The sequence below is a fragment of the Amycolatopsis dendrobii genome, assembly GCF_014145675.1.
GTDB lineage: Bacteria > Actinomycetota > Actinomycetes > Mycobacteriales > Pseudonocardiaceae > Amycolatopsis > Amycolatopsis dendrobii.
On sequence record NZ_JACGZW010000003.1, the window covers coordinates 618,905 to 636,799 of the forward strand.

General features: G+C 69.7%; 18 protein-coding genes. 9 read left to right on the forward strand and 9 right to left on the reverse strand.

All coding sequences use genetic code 11. The features are described 5' to 3' along the window. Positions 1-75 precede the first annotated feature (75 nt). Both H4281_RS11255 and H4281_RS11260 read right to left on the reverse strand, forming a co-directional pair. Positions 76-1,179 carry a DUF4192 domain-containing protein gene (locus H4281_RS11255; protein ID WP_182890797.1) on the reverse strand — a complete coding sequence of 368 codons (1,104 nt, stop codon included), beginning with the start codon at positions 1,177-1,179 and terminating at the stop codon, positions 76-78. Positions 1,180-1,381: 202 nt separating this feature from the next. Continuing rightward, positions 1,382-2,233 carry a M23 family metallopeptidase gene (locus H4281_RS11260; RefSeq protein WP_182890798.1) on the reverse strand — a complete coding sequence of 284 codons (852 nt, stop codon included), beginning with the start codon at positions 2,231-2,233 and terminating at the stop codon, positions 1,382-1,384. A gap of 91 nt (positions 2,234-2,324) precedes the next feature. On the opposite strand from H4281_RS11260, the gene H4281_RS11265 reads away from it, so the two are divergent. Together H4281_RS11265 and H4281_RS11270 are read left to right on the forward strand one after the other, a co-directional pair. Continuing rightward, entirely contained in the window at positions 2,325-3,461 is a 1,137-nt protein-coding gene (locus tag H4281_RS11265; protein WP_182890799.1) for a sensor histidine kinase, read from the forward strand. Further along, a complete protein-coding gene (locus H4281_RS11270; RefSeq protein WP_182890925.1) occupies positions 3,458-4,099 on the forward strand; it encodes a response regulator in 642 nt (213 codons plus the stop codon). The genes H4281_RS11265 and H4281_RS11270 overlap by 4 nt, the downstream gene beginning before the upstream one ends. Here H4281_RS11270 and H4281_RS11275 read toward each other — a convergent pair. Then, a complete protein-coding gene (locus tag H4281_RS11275) occupies positions 4,075-5,805 on the reverse strand; it encodes a Xaa-Pro dipeptidyl-peptidase (RefSeq protein WP_312872090.1) in 1,731 nt (576 codons plus the stop codon). The genes H4281_RS11270 and H4281_RS11275 overlap by 25 nt on opposite strands. Positions 5,806-5,929: 124 nt before the next feature. Between H4281_RS11275 and H4281_RS11280 the strand changes: the two genes are divergently transcribed. Continuing rightward, entirely contained in the window at positions 5,930-7,450 is a 1,521-nt protein-coding gene (locus H4281_RS11280; RefSeq protein ID WP_182890801.1) for a DUF4139 domain-containing protein, read from the forward strand. A gap of 4 nt (positions 7,451-7,454) precedes the next feature. Here H4281_RS11280 and H4281_RS11285 read toward each other — a convergent pair whose 3' ends face one another. Then, complete coding sequence (locus H4281_RS11285) at positions 7,455-7,886, reverse strand: CBS domain-containing protein (protein ID WP_182890802.1); 432 nt, start codon at positions 7,884-7,886, stop codon at positions 7,455-7,457. A 98-nt stretch (positions 7,887-7,984) separates the two neighbouring features. Beyond that, the gene (pdxR, locus tag H4281_RS11290; protein WP_182890803.1) at positions 7,985-9,394 is read right to left on the reverse strand and encodes a MocR-like pyridoxine biosynthesis transcription factor PdxR; all 1,410 of its coding nucleotides are present in this window, start codon (positions 9,392-9,394) and stop codon (positions 7,985-7,987) included. A gap of 81 nt (positions 9,395-9,475) precedes the next feature. Here pdxR and H4281_RS11295 point away from each other — a divergent pair, with 81 nt between their 5' ends. Next, positions 9,476-10,054, forward strand: a complete 579-nt coding sequence (locus tag H4281_RS11295; protein WP_182890804.1) for a TIGR03086 family metal-binding protein — start codon at positions 9,476-9,478, stop codon at positions 10,052-10,054. Here H4281_RS11295 and H4281_RS11300 read toward each other — a convergent pair. After that, positions 10,047-10,952, reverse strand: a complete 906-nt coding sequence (locus H4281_RS11300; RefSeq protein WP_182890805.1) for a neutral zinc metallopeptidase — start codon at positions 10,950-10,952, stop codon at positions 10,047-10,049. The two genes, H4281_RS11295 and H4281_RS11300, sit on opposite strands and share 8 nt — an antisense overlap. A 107-nt stretch (positions 10,953-11,059) precedes the next feature. Here H4281_RS11300 and H4281_RS11305 point away from each other — a divergent pair, with 107 nt between their 5' ends. Continuing rightward, positions 11,060-13,069, forward strand: a complete 2,010-nt coding sequence (locus tag H4281_RS11305) for a prolyl oligopeptidase family serine peptidase (protein ID WP_182890806.1) — start codon at positions 11,060-11,062, stop codon at positions 13,067-13,069. On the opposite strand, the gene H4281_RS11310 is transcribed toward H4281_RS11305, so the two are convergent. Both H4281_RS11310 and H4281_RS11315 read right to left on the reverse strand, forming a co-directional pair. Next, complete coding sequence (locus H4281_RS11310) at positions 13,066-13,641, reverse strand: hypothetical protein (protein ID WP_220506968.1); 576 nt, start codon at positions 13,639-13,641, stop codon at positions 13,066-13,068. The two genes, H4281_RS11305 and H4281_RS11310, sit on opposite strands and share 4 nt — an antisense overlap. A 53-nt stretch (positions 13,642-13,694) precedes the next feature. Further along, positions 13,695-14,183: a hypothetical protein gene (locus H4281_RS11315; protein WP_182890807.1), complete on the reverse strand. Its 489-nt coding sequence runs from the start codon at positions 14,181-14,183 to the stop codon at positions 13,695-13,697. A 418-nt stretch (positions 14,184-14,601) separates the two neighbouring features. On the opposite strand from H4281_RS11315, the gene H4281_RS11320 reads away from it, so the two are divergent. Genes H4281_RS11320 through H4281_RS11330 form a run of 3 tightly spaced genes read left to right on the forward strand, consistent with a single transcriptional unit; the run spans position 14,602 to position 16,079 of the window. Next, positions 14,602-15,159 (forward strand): TetR/AcrR family transcriptional regulator, encoded by a 558-nt coding sequence (locus H4281_RS11320; RefSeq protein WP_182890808.1) that lies wholly within the window; start codon positions 14,602-14,604, stop codon positions 15,157-15,159. 5 nt (positions 15,160-15,164) lie between these two features. Further along, the gene (locus H4281_RS11325) at positions 15,165-15,686 is read left to right on the forward strand and encodes a DUF4865 family protein (protein ID WP_182890809.1); all 522 of its coding nucleotides are present in this window, start codon (positions 15,165-15,167) and stop codon (positions 15,684-15,686) included. 9 nt (positions 15,687-15,695) lie between these two features. After that, positions 15,696-16,079 carry a tautomerase family protein gene (locus tag H4281_RS11330; protein ID WP_182890810.1) on the forward strand — a complete coding sequence of 128 codons (384 nt, stop codon included), beginning with the start codon at positions 15,696-15,698 and terminating at the stop codon, positions 16,077-16,079. A gap of 36 nt (positions 16,080-16,115) precedes the next feature. Here the strand turns inward: H4281_RS11330 and H4281_RS11335 are convergent, their stop codons facing one another. Next, a complete protein-coding gene (locus H4281_RS11335) occupies positions 16,116-17,075 on the reverse strand; it encodes a quinone oxidoreductase family protein (RefSeq protein ID WP_182890811.1) in 960 nt (319 codons plus the stop codon). A gap of 133 nt (positions 17,076-17,208) precedes the next feature. Here H4281_RS11335 and H4281_RS11340 point away from each other — a divergent pair, with 133 nt between their 5' ends. Then, positions 17,209-17,832, forward strand: a complete 624-nt coding sequence (locus H4281_RS11340) for a TetR/AcrR family transcriptional regulator (protein WP_182890812.1) — start codon at positions 17,209-17,211, stop codon at positions 17,830-17,832. Positions 17,833-17,895: the final 63 nt, after the last annotated feature.

The following is a 17,895-nucleotide window of genomic DNA, read 5'->3' on the forward strand; positions in this document are numbered from 1 at the left end:
TTCCATCACTGTGGCGGTGACACCATGGCTCACGTCCGCCCGCCGCTCGCGCTACCAGCTCCGGCAGCCGTCATCTCATCCCCTCGGCGGCCCCGATCTTCGCCCCGCACCCGGCTCCTCCTTGCCCGGCTCCGGCGGCGGGGACAACCCGAGGTCTGCCGCCGTGCTGAGATCGGCGAGGCCGGTCAGCTTGACCGGGTCCGTGCCGATGTTCCAGGCGGTCTGCAGCAACTGCGCCACCAAATGCTCCGGATCGGCTTCCACGGCGTTCGCCAGCGCCATCCCGGCGAGCGCGCCTTCCCCGCGCATCAAAGCGGTATAGCCGAGATACAGTGCGGCTTCTGCCCGGTGCGGCGGAGGCAGTTCGCGGACCAGCGTCAGCCACACTTCCTCCGCCTCGCGGGTCAGCGACGTGTGCGGTGGGACTGCGAGAGCCAGGCACGCGTCGCGGATGGGGGTGAGCATCAGTGCGTGGGCTAGCCGGACAGCTTGGTCGTCGTCGGGAGGGCCCTCGCCTCGGCGGTGGCGGAGGAACGCGGCGCGGAGTTCGGTGACCGCGGCGTCCAGGACATCGCTCGCTGACCTGCCTGGGCCGCACAACGGTTCCGGGGCGGACTCCAGCAAGGCAGCACGGCGGGCGATCGCTTCCGGGGAGCGGGGTTCCAGCACCGCAGCCAGTTCTTCACGGCTGCGGAAGACCACGAAGCCGGCCTCGGTGGTCGCGGCGGCGAGGACGGTTTCCCGCGGGTCGGGCAGAACACCGCAGCAGTCCGGGTCCCGGTAGCACGACCATGGCGCACCGCGTTCGACCTCTGGGGTCCACAGTCCGTGGAACAGGCGGAGGTTGTGCCGCGCCAGGCAGCGTTCCAGCTCGGCTGCGAGTGTTCGGTGGGGTGGGCCGTGTTCGTCCGCTGAACCGCCGACGATGACGGCGGTGACACCGTTGTGCTCGGGGTCGTCGAAGCGCGGGATCAGCGCTTCCGCTTGCTGTGCTTGGAGTTCTCGCGGCGGAAGGTCGGCGCGCAGCATCAGGCCGATCGTCGTGCCGGGCACGCGGTGGCCCAGCAGCACGAGAGATTCCTCGGGGCGGAAACCGAGCAGGTACGGGAGCGAGGCGATGAGGTCGGCCGGGTTGCTGAGGGTGGCCCGGGAGATGCCGGGCGGCGTCGAGGTGGTCACGCCTCCACTGTGCGCCGCGATCAAGCGAATCGGGGCCGGCGCGGCAAATCTGTGGACGGGAGCAGGCGGTTGTGGACAGTCCCGCGACCAGGCAAGAGAAGCGCCGGAAAATGTCGGTGGTGTGTGCATCGGCGGCAACGGTCCACAATAGACAAATGCTGCCGGAGCCGATCAGGCCCCGGCAGCATCGTCGGGAAACGCGTCAGCCGCAGTGTTCGAACGGGCTTTCGTACGCGGACGAGCCGACCGAACCGCCCCACTTGACGCACGTGGAGCCGGCGCTCTTCTTCACCGGGCCCGCGTAGTAGGTGAAGCTCCCGGAATCCGTCGCCCTGGTCGAGCCCTGCACCTCCAGGAACGCCGAAACCGGGCTGGCCGTCCCGAGGGAGACCGCCTTCAGGGTGGTCACGCAGTTCTCTTTGGAGGACGAGTTGTACAGCAGGTACGCGGTGCCCGCCGTCCCCAGCGCCTGCTGGTCGATCACCGAGAAGCCCGACCCGCACACCTGCGTCGCCGAGTACGGGTTGCCGCCGCATCCGTTCTTGCTCGTGAAGTCCTTCTTGCCGTAGTACGGCACCGCGACGCCGTTCAGCACGGCCTTCTGCGTCACGCCGTTCAGGTTCTCTTCGAAATGCAGATGCGGACCGGTCACTCCGCCGGTCGCGCCCGCTTTGCCGATCTCCTTGCCCTGCCCGACGCTCTGGCCCACCGAGACTTCCTGCTCGGACAGGTGCGCGTACCGGGTCCGCCAGCCGCCGCCGTGGTCCAGTTCGATCCAGCGGCCGTAACTGGTGCTGCCCTCGTTCGCGACGCGCGTGACCGTCCCCGGCGCGGCCGCGAGGACCGGCATGCCGGTGATGCCGGACTTCTGGAAGTCGACCGAGTTGGCCGGGTTGTGGCCGCTGAAGGTCGCCGCGGTGACCGTGACGCCGCACTTGAACGGCACCTGGAAGTTGGGGGCCGCGGACGCCGTCGACTGGGCGGCGAGCGTCAGGCCGCACGCGGGCAAGGCCACCGCGGCCGCGACCGCCGCGAACCGTCTCAATCTGGACATGGGGCGTACCTCCTGGTGGGGGAAATGTCCGACGCCCTCCAGCCAAGCCCGAGCCAGTACATTTTCCGTACAAGACGACTCGGGAGGGCCCATGGGCACACCGGCGGCCTCGCTCGCGAAGGCGCGGCGGCGGTTCGAGGGCGCCGACTGGGTGCGCTGGGGCGTGCTCGCCGTGCCCACCCTCTTCGCGATCCCCAACGCGAGGCCCTGGACGTGGCCGCTGATCGGGGCCCTTCTCGTCTTGTCCGTCCCGGCGCTCTGGCTCACCCGGGCGTCGCAGCCGCGCTGGCTGATGCCCGCGACCATGATCGCCGTCGTCGCGGGGGCGGGCGCGCTCTGGATCCTGCAGCCGAGCAGCTGGACTTCGACGACGATGTTCGGCGCGGTCTTCTACACCCTGCGCGTGAGCAGCCGGATCCCGGCAGCTGTCGCGCTCGCCATGGCTTCGGCGTCGATCCTCGTCTGGTCGATCGCCTACGACCTCGATTGGCTGAACGCGGTCGCCCTCTTCGCCATCCTCGTCGTGATGGTGCTGCTCGCCGCCAACCGCCGGGGTCGCGCGGAACGGCTGGAGCAGACCGAACTCGCGCTCGCCCGCGCCCAGACCGCCAGCGAGGAGCACGCCCGCGCAGCCGCCCTCGCCGAACGCGCGCGCATCGCCCGCGAACTGCACGACGTCCTCGCGCACTCCCTCGCCGGTCTCGCGCTCAACCTTCAGGGCGCGCGCCTGATGATGGTCCGCGACGGTGCGAGCGAAGAGTCTCTCGCACAGATAGAACGCGCGCAGAAGCTAGCGACCGACGGTCTCGCCGAAGCACGCAAGGCCGTCGCCGCGCTGCGCGAAGACGCCGTACCCGTCGAGCGCTCGGTCTCAGACCTTCTAGCCGCGTACAGGCTCGACACCGGCTCTCGCGCCGACTTTGTGATCGAAGGCGAACCGCGCGAGCTGGACGCAGCTGTCGGCACGACGCTCGTACGCGCTGTACAGGAAGCCCTCGCCAACTCGCGCAAACATGCCGCAGGCCCTGACGTAGACGTCACGGTGGCCTTCAAGAACGAAGAAGTCGACTTAACGATCATCGACCACCAGGGCCGCCGTCCGCCGGAGCCGCCGTCTCCGGGATACGGTTTGCGAGGCATGGGCGAACGGGTCGCGCTGTTGAACGGGAAGCTCGAATGCGGCCCTGGGGAGGACGGATGGCGGATTCAGCTGACGGTGCCGGCGTGACGCTGCGCGTGGTGCTCGCCGACGATCAGGCCGTAGTGCGCGAAGGCCTCGTCACGCTTCTCGGGCTACTGCCCGGCATCGAGGTCGTAGGCGCGGCCGCGGACGGCGTACAGGCTCTCGAGCTTGTCGCCGAGCACCAGCCGGACGTTCTGCTCGTCGACCTGCGCATGCCGAACCGCGACGGCGTCGAGACGACCGAACTGGTGCGCGCGCAGCATCCGAAGACCGAAGTCGTCGTCCTCACCACGTACGCCGATGACGACTCACTGCTCGCCGCGCTCAAAGCCGGTGCGCGAGGCTTCCTCACCAAGGACGCCGACGCGGACGCGATCGTCCGCGCCCTCCGCTCGGCAGCCGCTGGTCAGTCCACTGTGGACGGCGCGCTTCAGCAACGGCTGGTAGCCGCCGCGACGAGCCACGCGCCGGTGCGCACGAAGGAGCTGGAAGGCCTCACCGCGCGCGAAGTCGAGGTGTTGCGGCTGATCGCGGCAGGGCTGTCGAACACGGAGATCGCGCGCACCCTCGTGGTCAGCGAGGCGACGGTGAAGACGCACGTCAATCACCTGTTCTCCAAGGCTGGCCTGCGCGACCGCGCGCAGGCCGTCGCCTTCGCCTACCGTGCCGGGATCGCCGAGTAGAACGCTTTCTTCCCGCCGACGATCGGCAGTTTCACCGTCGTCCCGGTCAGGTCGAGCGCCAGCCCGGTGCCCGGCTCCGGCCGCAGGGTGAAGTCGTGGTCGCTGGACGCCAGCACGAACTCCAGGCGGTGTCCGGCGGCCACGATGTAGTCCTTCGGCATCAGCGAAACCTCGATGCGGTACCGCTGTCCGGGGGTGATCGGCGACGTGACCGACGGGCTGATCCGGTTCTGCGGGTCCGTCCAGCCGCGGCTGATCACGTGGGAAGTGCCGTCCGGCGCGCGGTCCAGCAGCACCGCGGTGACGTTCGCGGCGGGGCGGTCGAACGACAGCTGCAACTCGGCCTTCGCGGTGCCGGACAACCGGACGGGTTCCGTGGTCGCGGAAGTGCGGTAGCGCAAGCGGTTCCCGGACGACGCCGCGTCGGCGAGCGTTTCGATCTTCTTGCTCGCGTCGTCGGCCAGCGTCTCGATCGTCGGACGGCCGGGCACGGGCTGCCGGTCGAGCGCCCCGGTCGACCGTCCGCCCGGCCACGGGTGCAGTTCGACGTCCGAGGTGCCGGGCGCGGGCCATTCGGCCTCGTCCACCCACGACTTGTCCTCGCGCTGAATGGTCGCCTTCGGCTCGCGCTCGATTCCGTTGTCGACCCCGTAGAGGTAGTGCGACATCCACTTGTTCAGCGTCGTGAGCCAGACGTCGCGGCGCAGCGAGATCGGATCCGCGTGGCCGGACTGGTGCAGCCAGATCTTGTGCTCGACGCCGTGCTTCTTCAGCGCGTCGTACCAGGTGGCGACCTGCTCGGTCTTCACGTTCCAGTCGTTCAGCCCGTGCACCGCGAGCACCGACGCGTGCACCTTGCCGACGTCGTCGCGGTAGTTCCGCACGTCCCAGAACTGGCCGTAGTCCCCGGTCAAGCGGTCCTGCGCGGCGGTGAGGCCGTCGAGCACCGGACGGCAGACCTGCTGGTCGGCACGCGAATAGACGTAGCCGGCGAGCACGTCCGTGTCCTCGCCCTGGTATCCGCCGGGCGCCACGACCGCGCCGGCGTTGCGGTAATAGCCGTACCAGCTCGAAATGGCGGCGATCGGCACGATCGTCTCGAGCCCTTCGACGCCGGTGCTGGCGACCGCGTTGGGCAGCGTGCCGTTGTACGACACGCCCATCATGCCGGTCTTCCCGGTGCTCCAGTTCGCCGCGACGGGCGCTCCGGCCTTGTCGTGCGCCTCCGCGCGGCCGTTCAGCCAGTCGACGACCGAGCGCGCGCCGATCGTCTCGTTCACGTCGCCGGTCGTCGGACAGCCGGTCGACAGCCCGGTGCCGAGAGATTCGCCGTACACGACAGCGAATCCGCGTGCGGTGAAGTAGTTCTGGTAGCTCCAGCCGATCGGCGCCGCGACGTGCGGGCCTGGCACGTACAGCTCGGTGTCGACGTCGTGGTTCGGTACGTCGTTGCCGCCTGCGAAGTACGGGCTCGCTTCGTACACGACAGGCACCTTCATGCCTTGCTCCGTGGCGCGCGGACGCACCACTTGCGCGTGTACGAGGTCAGGCTTGCCGTCGTGGTCGCTGTCGACGGGCGCGGTGACCCAGACGTCTTCGCGGATGACGTCAGCCGGATCGAAGACCGGCTGCGCCTGACCGTCGGTGAACACCGGCGCTGGCGGCGAAGCAGCTTCAGCGACCGCGGGCACGGACAATGTGGCCACTGCGACGAAAACGGCAGCGACTCGAGCGGCAACTCCCACCAGAACCCCCAAGCTGGACGAAGCAGGCGAGCAAGTTGAGAGTTCCGTCAACCGCAAGTCGCGTCAACCGACTAACGTCGGAGCCATGGACGCACCGATAGTCACGGTCACGGTCTATCCGCAGCACGCGCGCGTCACCCGCCGCTGTCAAGTCACTCCGGCCGACGGGTCCCGCGTAGAGATCACGGGTCTCCCCCTGTCGCTCGACGCTGCTTCGGTGCGCGTCAGCGGCGCGGGCGACGCGTTGGTCACGGGCGTCGACGTCGCGTACGCGCAACACGCCGCGCCTGCGGACCCAACGCTGCGCGCGCTCGTGGAGCAGCGTCGCGCGGACCAGGCGACTGTCGACGAGGTCGCGGACGACGAGAGCGCCGCGGCCGCGCGCGTTGACCTGTTGACCGGGGTCTCGCGACGCAGCGGAGCAAGCTTCGCGAAGGCGTTGGCTGGTGGCGACGCGGAACCGGGGCGTGTGCAGGAAGTGAGCGAAGCACTCAGCACGCAGTTAGCCGCAGCGCTCAAGGAACGTCGCGCGCTCGCCACGAAGCTGGAACGGCTGCGCGAAGACCTCGCCGCGCTCGACCGTCAGATCGAGACGCGCAGCGCACAGTCCCAACAGGACAGTTCGACCATCGTGGTGGAGCTGGAAACTCCTGCCACCGCCGAAATCGAACTGTCCTATGTGGTCCCCGGCGCGCGCTGGGAACCCGGGTACGACGTCCGCGTACGCGGCACCGACGTCACCGTCACCTCGTACGGACTGGTCAGCCAGCACACCGGTGAGGACTGGCCGGAGTGCGAGCTGACGCTGTCCACCGCGCGCCCGGCGAACACCGTCGTAATCCCGGAACTCCAGCCCTGGTACCTGGATCGGCAGCAGCCGGAGCGGCGCTCGATGGTGCCGCCCGCACCCGCCGCGATGGCGTACGGCGGCGCAGCGCCCGCCGGTCGAGACGGCTTCGCCGCGCACGTCGCCGAGGTCGAGCAAGGCACCACCGCGGTTACCTTCCGCCCCGCTCGTCCGGTCGCGATCCCGTCCGGCGCGCAAGGCCACCGGACGACGCTCGCGCAGCTGGACTTCACCGCGGAACTGGACTACGTGACCGCGCCGACGCAGGCCGAAGAGGCATACCTGCGCGCGAAGGTAGTCAACACCGGCGAGCACACGCTTCGCGCCGGTCGCGCCGCAGTGTTCCACGAAGCCGAATTCGTCGGCAGCACGCAGCTGGAGCTGTGGGCTCCCGGCGAGGAACGCGAACTCGCGCTGGGCGTCGACGACCGGATCCGCGTCGAACGCGAACTGGTCAAGCGCAGCGCCGGCAAGGCGACGTTCTCCGCGCAACGCCGCCGCGAAGCCGACTACCTGACGACAGTCACCAACCACAGCCCGCGCGAAGCCGTGGTGGCCGTGCTCGACCAGGCCCCCGTCTCGCGGGACGACGCGATCACCGTGCGGGACCTGCGGCTCAGCCCGGAGCCGGTCGAGCGCACGGAACTGGGCCAGTTCACCTGGCGGCTCACGATCGCGCCCGGAGCGTCCGCGACGGTCTCGCTCGGCTACCGGGTGGACGTCGCGAAGGGCGTCGAACTCAGCGGCTGGCGCGAGTGACGCGTCAGCCCTGCGAGATGTAGGCCTCCAGCTGTTCCTGGCTCTGTTCCAGCTGTTCCATCCGGATCTTCACCACGTCGCCGATGCTCACGATGCCGGCGAGGCGCCCGCCGTCGAGCACCGGCACGTGCCGGATCCGCCGTTCGGTCATCACGACGCTGAGCTGGTCCACCGGATCGTCCGGGGTGCAGCTGGCGACCATGGTGGTCATGATGTCCGCGACCGGCCCTTGCAGCACGGCCGGCCCGTGGTCGTTGAGCCTGCGCACGACGTCGCGTTCGGACACGATCCCGGCGATCCCGCCTTCGGCGTCCACGACGACCATCGCGCCGACGTTGTGCCGGGCGAGTCCCGCCAGCAGTTCGGCGACCGTCGTCCCCGGCGACACAGTGGCGACCGTCGCGCCCTTGCGCTGAAGCACATCCGCAATTCGCATGGCGATGCCCTCTCCTCGGTGAGTCGGGTCACATCAGGTTAGGGCCCCGGTGCCGAGTGCGAAAGTCCAGCGGGACGCGTCCGTTCGTGGTAACGCGCTCAACCGTCGAACACCTTGCGCAACCGGGCCAGACCGGGTCCGATCTCGTCCGCCGCGATCGCGCCGTAGCCGAACAGCAGCCCGTGCCGCCGTGCCGCCACGGAGAAATCGCCGAGCGAGAACAGCCGGACGCCCGCCCCGGACGCCTTCCGCGCGAAGCCGCGCAGATCGCGATCCGCCGACGCGCTCAGGTGCAGCCCGGCCGACGCGGGAACCGGCTCCAGCACGTCGCCGAATTCCGCACGAAGACTGTCGACGAGGAGGTCGTGGCGGGCACGGTAGACGCCGCGCATCCGGCGGACGTGCCTGGCGAACCCGCCTTCCGCGATGAACGCCGCGACCACCGCCTGTTCGATGCCCGGGGAATGCCAGTCGGCGAGGTACTTCGCCTTGACGATCGCCTCGGCCAGAGCGGGCGGCGCGGCGAGGAAACCCAGCCGCAACGCGGGAGACAGGACCTTCGAGAACGAGCCGACGTAGACCACCCGGCCGTGGGAATCCAAGCTGTGCAACGGTTCCAGCGGTCGCCCGGAGTAGCGGAATTCGGTGTCGTAGTCGTCCTCGACCACGACCGCGCTGGTGTCCTCGGCCCAATCGAGCAGCTCTCGTCGGCGGGACGGCGACATCGCGACGCCGATCGGGTACTGGTGCGACGGCGTCACGTGCACCAGGCGAGTGCCCGGCGGGATCGCGTCGACCACGATGCCCTCGTCGTCCACCGGAACCGGCGCGACACGCACCCCGAGCGTGCCCAGCAGCAAGCGCGGCGGCGGATACCCGGGATCCTCGACGGCAGCCAGATCGCCAGGCCGCAACAAGACCCGTGCGACGAGGTCGATCGTCTGCTGCGCGCCCGAAGTGATCACGAGGTGCTCCGGGAGCACCCGCACATTCCGCGACACCGCGAGGTGCCGCGCGAGTTCGGTGCGCAGCCGGGGATCGCCCTGGGGTTCGCCGTAAGTCATCAGTTCCGCGCGGGAACCGCGCAGCGCCTGCGCCGTCAGCCGACGCCAGGTGTCGAACGGAAACAGCCGCACATCCGGTACTCCGGCACGGAAATCGAACTCCGGCGGGGTGGTGAACGCTCTCGGCGGCGCGGGCACGTCTGTCCACTCTGGACGTGGCTGGACGCCCTCCGCGAACCCGGTCGGTTCGGCGGGCCGTGGCGCGGCGCCGGCGCGCACGTAGGTACCGGCGCCGACTCGGCCGGCGAGGAATCCTTCCGCGGTGAGGCGTTCGTACGCCGCGGTGACGGTGGTGCGCGAAACGGCCAGCTGGTGCGCCAGTTCCCGGGTCGGCGGCAGCACGTCGCCGTCGCGGAGCCGCCCGTCGAGCACCGCTTCGCGGATCTGGCGGTAGATCTCGTCGCGGTGGCCGCGGGTGCCGGACAGGGCCAGGTGCAGGTCCACGCGTCCAGCCTAGATTGGTCCACCGCAGTTGGCTCCGCTTTGGCTCTCTTCCTGGACCGATCTGGCGGTTAGCGTGAGCCCATGACCACGTTCGACCTCGACCGACAGTCCCTGCTCGTGCTCGACCCGATCGTCTCGAAGATCACCGCGGCGGACCTCGACCGGCCCACGCCGTGCGCCGGCTGGACGCTCGCCGACCTGCTCCGCCACCAAGTCAGCGAAAACCACGCCTTCGCCGAAGCAGCGCGCAACGGCTCCGCGAAGGACTGGGACAGCGGTCAGCTCGGCGAAGACCCGTACGCCGCGTACGCAGCTTCGGTGACCGACTACCTCGCCGCATACGGCGAAGCCGACGTCGCGGAACGCCAGATCGCCATCAACACCTTCGGCACCTTCCCGGGCACCGTCGCGATCGCGATGCACCTCGTCGACACCGTCGCGCACGGCTGGGACCTGGCCAAGACCCTCGACGTCGCGTACAACCCGGTGCCAGACGCAGTGCACGCCGCGCTGCAGTTCGCGCTCATGATCCCGACCGACCCGAAGGAACGCGTCGAGCGAGGGACGTTCGCGCCGGTAGTCCCCGTCGGCACTGAGGAAAACGAACTGGACCAGTTCCTCGGCAGGCTGGGCCGCGACCCGCGGTGGCGCGTCAGCTGACCTTGTCCGCCGGGGCCGACCAGGTGTCGCAGGCAGCCGGACCGGCCCCGGTGTAACCGGCCTTCGCCCAGGCCAGCTGGTTCGCGCGGGTGCCGTGGTCGCCGCTGTCGTCGGCGCGGCCGTAGTCGGCGACAGCGGCGTTCGCGGTGGCCCGGCTGATCGACCCGCGATCCGCCGCCGCGTTGAGGAACAGCGCGCCGAAACAGTTCGCCTGGAGCTCGATCCGGCGCACGACCGCCTTGTCCGCGTCGCTGCTCGGCTCCGGTGAACCCATTTCCGTGCTCGCCGCGTCGAGGATGCCGCTCTCGCGCTGGACGTGGTGGCCGTACTCGTGCGCGAGCGTCGCCAAATGCCGAGCTCGGCTCAACCCGGCGTCCGACAGCATCCACTCGGTGGGCGCGTAGATCGTCGCGTCGCCGCCGCAGTAGTACGCGACCGCTTCGTCCCGCGACGGCGCGTTGCCGCACGCGCTGGTCTTCGGCAGCGTGACCGACACCTTGACCGGCAGGTTCGGCTCGTCCGCTTTGTCCAGCGCGGGCTGCCACGCCTGCTTCAGGCAGCCCACGAGCGCGGTGTAGAACGTCTTCAGCTGCTCCGCGTCCCGGCTCAGGTCCGGCAGGTCGCACGACACGGGACCGAGGGCGACCGCGTCGGCCATCAGCGGATTGCCGCTGAGCTTGCGCACCGGTTTCGCGTCCTGGCGGTCCGGCATCGCGTCGGCGTCCGGGGCCGCGATCGCGTGCCCGGACACCTCGTGCGGCACCACGGCCATGAGCGCGAGCGTGACCGCGACGATCGCCACCGCGGCGACCGCGCCCAGCGCCTTGCCCGGCTTCCGGCGCGGCGGAGCCTGCGGCGGCGGCTGCGGAGGCCACGGGCCTCCGGCGTAATACGTCATTCCTCCCCCTCCCGACCAGCATACGGAGACCGCGCGCGGACCTGGATCACGAAACGGGAACGCCGGGATCCTGGCCGGATCCGCGACCGGCAGCGAGACTGGACGCTATGACTGTCGAAGATCCGTACCTGTGGCTTGAAGACGTGACGGGCGACGAGGCGCTCGAATGGGTCCGTTCGCGCAACGCGGAGACACTGGACGTGCTCACCGCGGGCGAGAGGTTCGGGCAGCTGCGGGACTCGATCCGCGAGGTGCTCGACGCGGGCGGACGGATCCCGTACGTCGCGCGCAGGGGGACGTACTACTACAACTTCTGGCAGGACGCCGACCACCCGCGCGGGCTGTGGCGGCGCACCACGCTGGAGCAGTACCGCACCGCCGAACCGGACTGGGAGATCCTGCTCGACGTCGACGCGCTCGCCGCGGCCGAGGACGAGAACTGGGTCTGGAAGGGCGCCGCGGTGCTGCGTCCGGGGCACCGGCTGGGCCTGGTCCAGCTGTCGCGCGGCGGCGCGGACGCGACCGTCGTCCGCGAGTTCGACCTCGACGCGCACGAGTTCGTGGCGGACGGTTACACCCTGCCCGAGGCGAAGCACCGGATCGGATGGATCGACGCCGACCGGGTGTACATCGGGACGGATTTCGGCCCGGGCTCGCTCACCACGTCCGGATATCCGCGGCTGGTGAAGGAATGGCGGCGCGGCACCCCGATCGAGGACGCGGTTCTCGTCGCCGAGGGCAAGCCGGACGACGTCGCGGTGATGGCGGTCCACGACCCGACCGAGGGCTTCGAACGCGATTTCGTGCGCCGGGCGATCGATTTCTACCGCACCGAGTACTTCGAGCGGACCCCGTCCGGGCTGGCCAAACTGGACCTGCCCGAGGACGTCGAGGTGTCCACGCACCGCGAATGGCTGCTCGTGCACCCGCGCAGCGCCTGGACCGTCGGCGGCGCCGAACACCCCGCGGGCACCCTGCTCGCGATCCGCTACGAGGCGTTCAAATCGGGCGACCGCGACTTCACCGCGCTGTTCACCCCGGACGCGCACACCTCGCTGGACTACTACGCGTGGACCCGCAACCACCTCCTGCTCGCGACGCTGCACGACGTCAAGTCGGAGCTGCGCGTGCTGACGCCCGGCCCGGACGGCTGGACCGAGGCGGAACTGGGCGGCGCGCCGGAATTCGGCAGCGCGCAGATCGTCGACACCGAACCGGACGTCGACGACGAGTACCTGGTGGATTCCTCCAGCTACGTCCAGCCCTCCACGCTCACTCGCGGCGTCGTCGGCGGGGACGTCGAGGTGCTGAAGCAGGCGCCGGCCTTCTTCGACGCGGCCGGGATCGAGGTCAGCCAGTACTTCGCGACGTCGGACGACGGCACGAAGATCCCGTACTTCGTGGTCCGCCCGCCCGACGCGGAAAACGGCCCCACGCTGCTGTACGGATACGGCGGTTTCGAGGTTTCGCTGACCCCGTCGTACGGCGGGGTCGTCGGCCGCTCCTGGCTTTCGCGCGGCGGCACGTACGTGGTCGCGAACATCCGCGGCGGCGGCGAATACGGACCGGAATGGCACATGCAGGCGGTGAAGGAGAACCGGTACAAGGCGTTCCAGGACTTCGCCGCGGTCGCGCGCGATCTCGTCGCGCGGGGCATCACGACGAAGGAACGGCTCGGCATCCAAGGCGGCAGCAACGGCGGTCTGCTGATGGGCGTCATGCTCACCCGCTATCCGGAGCTGTTCGGCGCGATCGTGTGCCAGGTGCCGTTGCTCGACCTGAAGCGCTACCACCTGCTGCTCGCCGGTGCGTCGTGGATGGCCGAATGGGGCGACCCGGACGTCCCGGAGGAATGGGAGTACATCTCGAAATACTCGCCGTACCACAACGTTTCCGCGGACGGCGAGTATCCGCCGATCCTCTTCGTCACCTCCACCCGCGACGACCGCGTGCACCCCGGGCACGCGCGCAAGATGGCCGCGCGGATGCGCGAGCAGGGCCACGACGTGGAGTACTTCGAGAACATCGAAGGCGGTCACGGAGCGGCAGCGGACAACGAACAACTCGCGTTCCGTTCGGCGGTCGCGTACGAATTCCTCTGGTCGAAGCTTTCCTAGACCAGCCCCCGGGGCCGCGCCCGCACGCGCGGCCCCGGGCGGATCGACGGTCCTCTGCGGACCTCGGCGACCGCTCTTTCGAACAGAGCCCAGGCGTCAGTGACGAACGCCAGCCAGGGCACGCCGAGCCGCCGCAACGCGCGTCCGTGACCGACCAGGATGCCGCCGGTTTCCAGAATCGCTCTGGCTCGCCATCGCACGGAAGCCGCGGTTTTCCAGCGCCGCAGCCGATCCACGTGACAGCCGAGCCGGCGCTCCAACCCGGCGAACACGCGCGCAGCCACCTCCGCGGTGAGCGGATCACGGGTGCCGTCCCGCAGCGCGCGGTAGTAGCCGAGCGCGAGCACATCGGTGATCAACTGGGTCATCACGTCGCTTTTCCCCGGCGGGCTCGCGGTTTCGAGCAGCCGGGCGACCAGGTGCTGCTCTTCGTCCGGCGCGGGCCGGAACCGCCGGACGCTGCGCGCCACCACCGGGTCCAGCCGCGCCCCGCTCCCCCACGCCGGCTGCGGCCGGATCTTCCGCCGCCGCGCCTCCGCCTCGAAAACCGCACTCCGCTCCACGGCGGTCATGCTGCCGCCCGGATGTGCCGCTGTCGCGGGGAGGATGTGGAGATTCCGTGGAGCTACGGGACGAACAGCGCCGCGGCGGCCCAGTCGAACACTTTCGGGTCGCCCAGACCGGACTCGGTGAGCCAGCGGGCAGCCCGGCGGGCCGCGGCAGCGCCCTCGATCAGGCCGCAGCGTCCGGGCACGACGCCGGTCGCCGCGCGGACGTCGTCGACCAGGCCGCCGAGGCAGTGCCAGGTATGCCAGAGTCCGCCGTCGTAACCGACCAGCTCGAACCCGAGCAACTCACCGGACGGGCGCGTGCCTTCCTCGATCCGGTTCACCACGACACTGGTCTCGCGGTCCCAGCCGTCCGCGACGATCTCGCGGACGATCGGCGCGGCTTCTTCCGGCGCGAAGCCCACTTCGAGCACGTGAAGCCCGGTTTGCCGAGCGAGGCCGAGATCGCGGAACCAGTCGTCGTCCACCTCAGCGACGCACTCGCTGATCGACACGAGTTCGCTTGTCCGCCGCACAGCGCGATAGCCCGCCGACACGAAAGTCACGACCGCCAGTTTCCTCCCCGGCTCGCCCGGGCCGTCCGCCGGATCCGCGGACCGCCGGAGTCGCCGATGCACGCCATTGCTTCCGTCCTCGGGCTGACCGTGCACAGCCGCGTCCGCCCCGCATAACCCGGGCTGCACGCGGATTCCGCACCGCGTCGAACGTCGAGCTCCGGCAACCGTTCCGGGAACCGTGCCTTCTTGACCACCTGTGCGATCCGCCGGACGGTGCCGCCGGAATGCTGCCGATCGCTTCCTGGACGGCGGCGGCCAGCAGACTTGATCACGGAGAATCCCTTTCTTCGGCTGCCGGAAAGCCTGCCGGGCCGAGATCGTCCGGACCATGCGGTCAGCCGGTCTCCCCTCCGCAGGTCCCGCACCCCCGCTTGTCTCTGTACCTACTAGTATGTACGGTAGATTCATGTCCACGAGAGACCAGCTCATCGCGAGCACTCAGGACCTGCTGTGGGAGCGGGGGTACGTCGGCACCAGCCCGAAGGCGATCCAGCAGCGCGCCGGGGCCGGACAGGGCAGCATGTACCACCACTTCGCCGGCAAGGCCGACCTGGCGCTCGCCGCGATCCGGCAGAACGCCGACGATTTGCGAGCCTCGGCCGAGACCGCGTTCGCCCAGGGCACGACGGCGGTCGAACGCGTTTCGGCCTACCTGTCGCGCGAGCGCGACGTCCTGCGCGGCTGCCCGGTCGGACGGCTGGCGCTGGACCCCGAGATCGTCACGAACCCGGAATTGCGCGCGCCGCTGGAGGAAACGTTCGACTGGCTGCGCGGCCGTCTCGCCGAAGTGCTCGCCGAGGGCATCGCGAACGGAGAACTGCCGAACGACCTCGACCCAGCGGCCACGGCAACCACACTGGTCGCGGTGCTGCAAGGCGGATACGTCCTCGCCCGGTCGTCCGGGACGGCCGAGCCGTTCGACCAAGCGATCCGCGGCGCGCTCGCACTCCTCGGCCGGCGGTGACGCCGATGTACGCGATGCAGTACGAGATCGACCTGCCCGCCGGGTACGACATCGAGCACCGAGTCGCGACCCGAGGCCACCGCACCGACGCGTTCCCCGGACTGGGACTCAAGGCATATCTGGTGCGCCACAACCATTACGCTCCGTTCTATCTCTGGGCCGACACCGCCGGAATGAGCCGATTCCTTTGGGGAGGCGGCGGATTCGACGGCATCATCCAGGATTTCGGGCGTCCGCCGGTGCACCACTGGACCGGCGCTCGCTGTCTGCCCGGTCCAGCGCGAGCGACCGTCCCGGCGTTCGCGACTAAACGCGTCGGGCAGTTCTCGGACGGCATCGACCGCGAGTTGGCCGAACTCGCGCAGCTGTCGCAGAGCCCCGCTGTGCACACCACCGCGCTGGCGATTGACCCGCAGCGCTGGGAAACCGTGCGCTTCACCCTCTGGACCACCACGCCGGACGAGGACAGCGACGTCCAGTACCGGGTGCTTCACCTGTCCCGCCCGAATATCGACCTGCTGAGCTGAGAGGCCCCCATGCCGCTCGTCCGCATCGACGTGCTGTCCGAACCCAACGCCGACCGCCTCCCCGCCATCGGCGAAGCCGTGCACCAGGCGATGACCGAAACCATCGACGTCCCGGTCGACGACCGGTTCCAGATCATGAACAGCCACGCCGCCGACCGATTGCGTTACGACCCAAGCTATTTCGGCGTCCAGCGCGACGACGACATCGTGTACGTCGCGATCACGATGCGCGCCGGTCGCACCAATGAGCAGAAAACCGCCTTGTACCGGCGCGCGACCGAGCTTATCGCCGAAGCGACGGGGATCGAACCGCGGAACGTGTTCTTCAGCCTGACGGAAAACCACGAGGTGGACTGGTCGTTCGGCGAGGGAGTCGCGCAAATGCTGCCCTGACGACGAAACCTCTCCGCGGCGAGAACTGGTCGCTTGTCACAAGAGGATGACCGTGCGCTCGCCGGGCGCGTCCTGGTGCGCCCACGCCGCCTCGACCTGATCGAGCCGGAACGGATGCGGGCGCACGGCCATGCCGCCCGCGGCGATCGCGGCGACGAGCTCGGCGAACTCCCGCAGCATCACCTCCGTGTCCACCGCGCCGAAACCGCTGCCCAGAATCCGGAACGCGGAGGAACGCAGAGCGTGCCCGGAGAGGGTGATCGCGTCCCCGCCCATACCGCCGATCTGCACCCAGTCGAGCAATCGGGTGTGCTGGGTGCGCGCTCCGAGAACGGCGCGCATGGCGAGCTCGGTGGGCGGCCCCCACACGTAGTCCAAGACCACGTCGACCTCCGCCGCGGCCTCGGCGAGCGCGGCCGCGGTGACATCCTCGTCGGGGACCAGCTGAACGACGGAGTCCGCGCCCTCGCTGGCGAGGTCGTCGAGACGAGCACGGTTGCGTCCGGCGGCGATCACTCGGCCCGCGCCGAGGTGCTTGGCGACCTTGACAGCCGTCGAGCCCGCGTTGCCGGTCGCGCCGTGCACCAGGACCGACTGCCCGGCCTGGAACGGGACGCGGGTGCGCAGCGCGGTCCACGAGGACAGGGCAGGGTTCATAGTGGCGGCGAGGAGCGCGGGATCGGTTCCCTCCGGAACAGGGATGATCGCGGCCGGATCGATGACGATGCGCTCGGCCAGGCTGCCGGCGCCCATGGTCATGACATAGCCGAGACTGCCGTCCGCCCGCCGGACGACCGCGTCCGCACCCGCCAGCGCGGGAAGCGTCTTGGGACTCGTGTAGTGCTTGCCGGCGGCGATGCCGCGGGTGGCGGGGTGCACGCCGACGGCGAGGACGTCCACCGTTTCCTGGCCGGGGGCAGCCGCGGGGGCGGGGACCGAGCGGTAGTGCGGCGGCTCGTCAAAAGACTCCACGAGCGCGGCGTTGATCATGGACATGGCGGTTCCTTTACCCGGTCGCACACCGTTTAGAAACGGCTCCGTATCTTATATCTCCGAGCGTACGACGAGCGGTTAAGATACGCAAGCGGGTCTAACCGACTGGCTGAACGCGACCATCCGGAGGGCAGCGGTGAGCGAGCAACGGCGCACGGAGGGCACTCCGACCCGGCGCAGGGGCATTGCCTTGGAAAACGCGCTCACCGATGCCGCCTGGGAGGTGCTCGTCGAGCAGGGCTACCACGGCTTCACCTACGAAGCCGTCGCAGCGCGCGCCGGAACCAGCAAGCCCGTGCTCTACCGGCGCTGGTCACGGCGCGAGGATCTCCTCGTCGCCACGCTCGCCCGGCACTGGCGTCCGCTCGACCTCCCCGACACTGGCAGCCTGCGCCGGGACGCCCTCGTTCTCCTGCGCAAGGTCAACACCGAGCGGGCCCGCATGGTGGTACTCCTGCACATCCAGCTGGCGGACTACTTCCGCGAGACCGGCACGAGCTTCAGCGACCTGCGCGACCGTCTTCGCATCGCGGACCAGCAGTCTCCCTTCGCCGCGCTCGTCGACCGCGCCGTCAAGCGCGGCGAGCTCACGGAGACACCCCGGCCCGAACGCGTGGTGAACCTGCCCTTCGACCTCATGCGCCACGACATGCTGATGGCGATGGGCGCGGTGCCGGACGCGGCGATCGTCGAGATCGTGGACAAGGTGTGGCTGCCCCTGCTCGGCCTGCACCACCACAGCACGCAAGAGGACCTCTGAGCCCCGGCGCCGAACCGGGGTTCGACCTGAAATGCGCCGCGCCCTCCAGCAGGGCGGGGCATT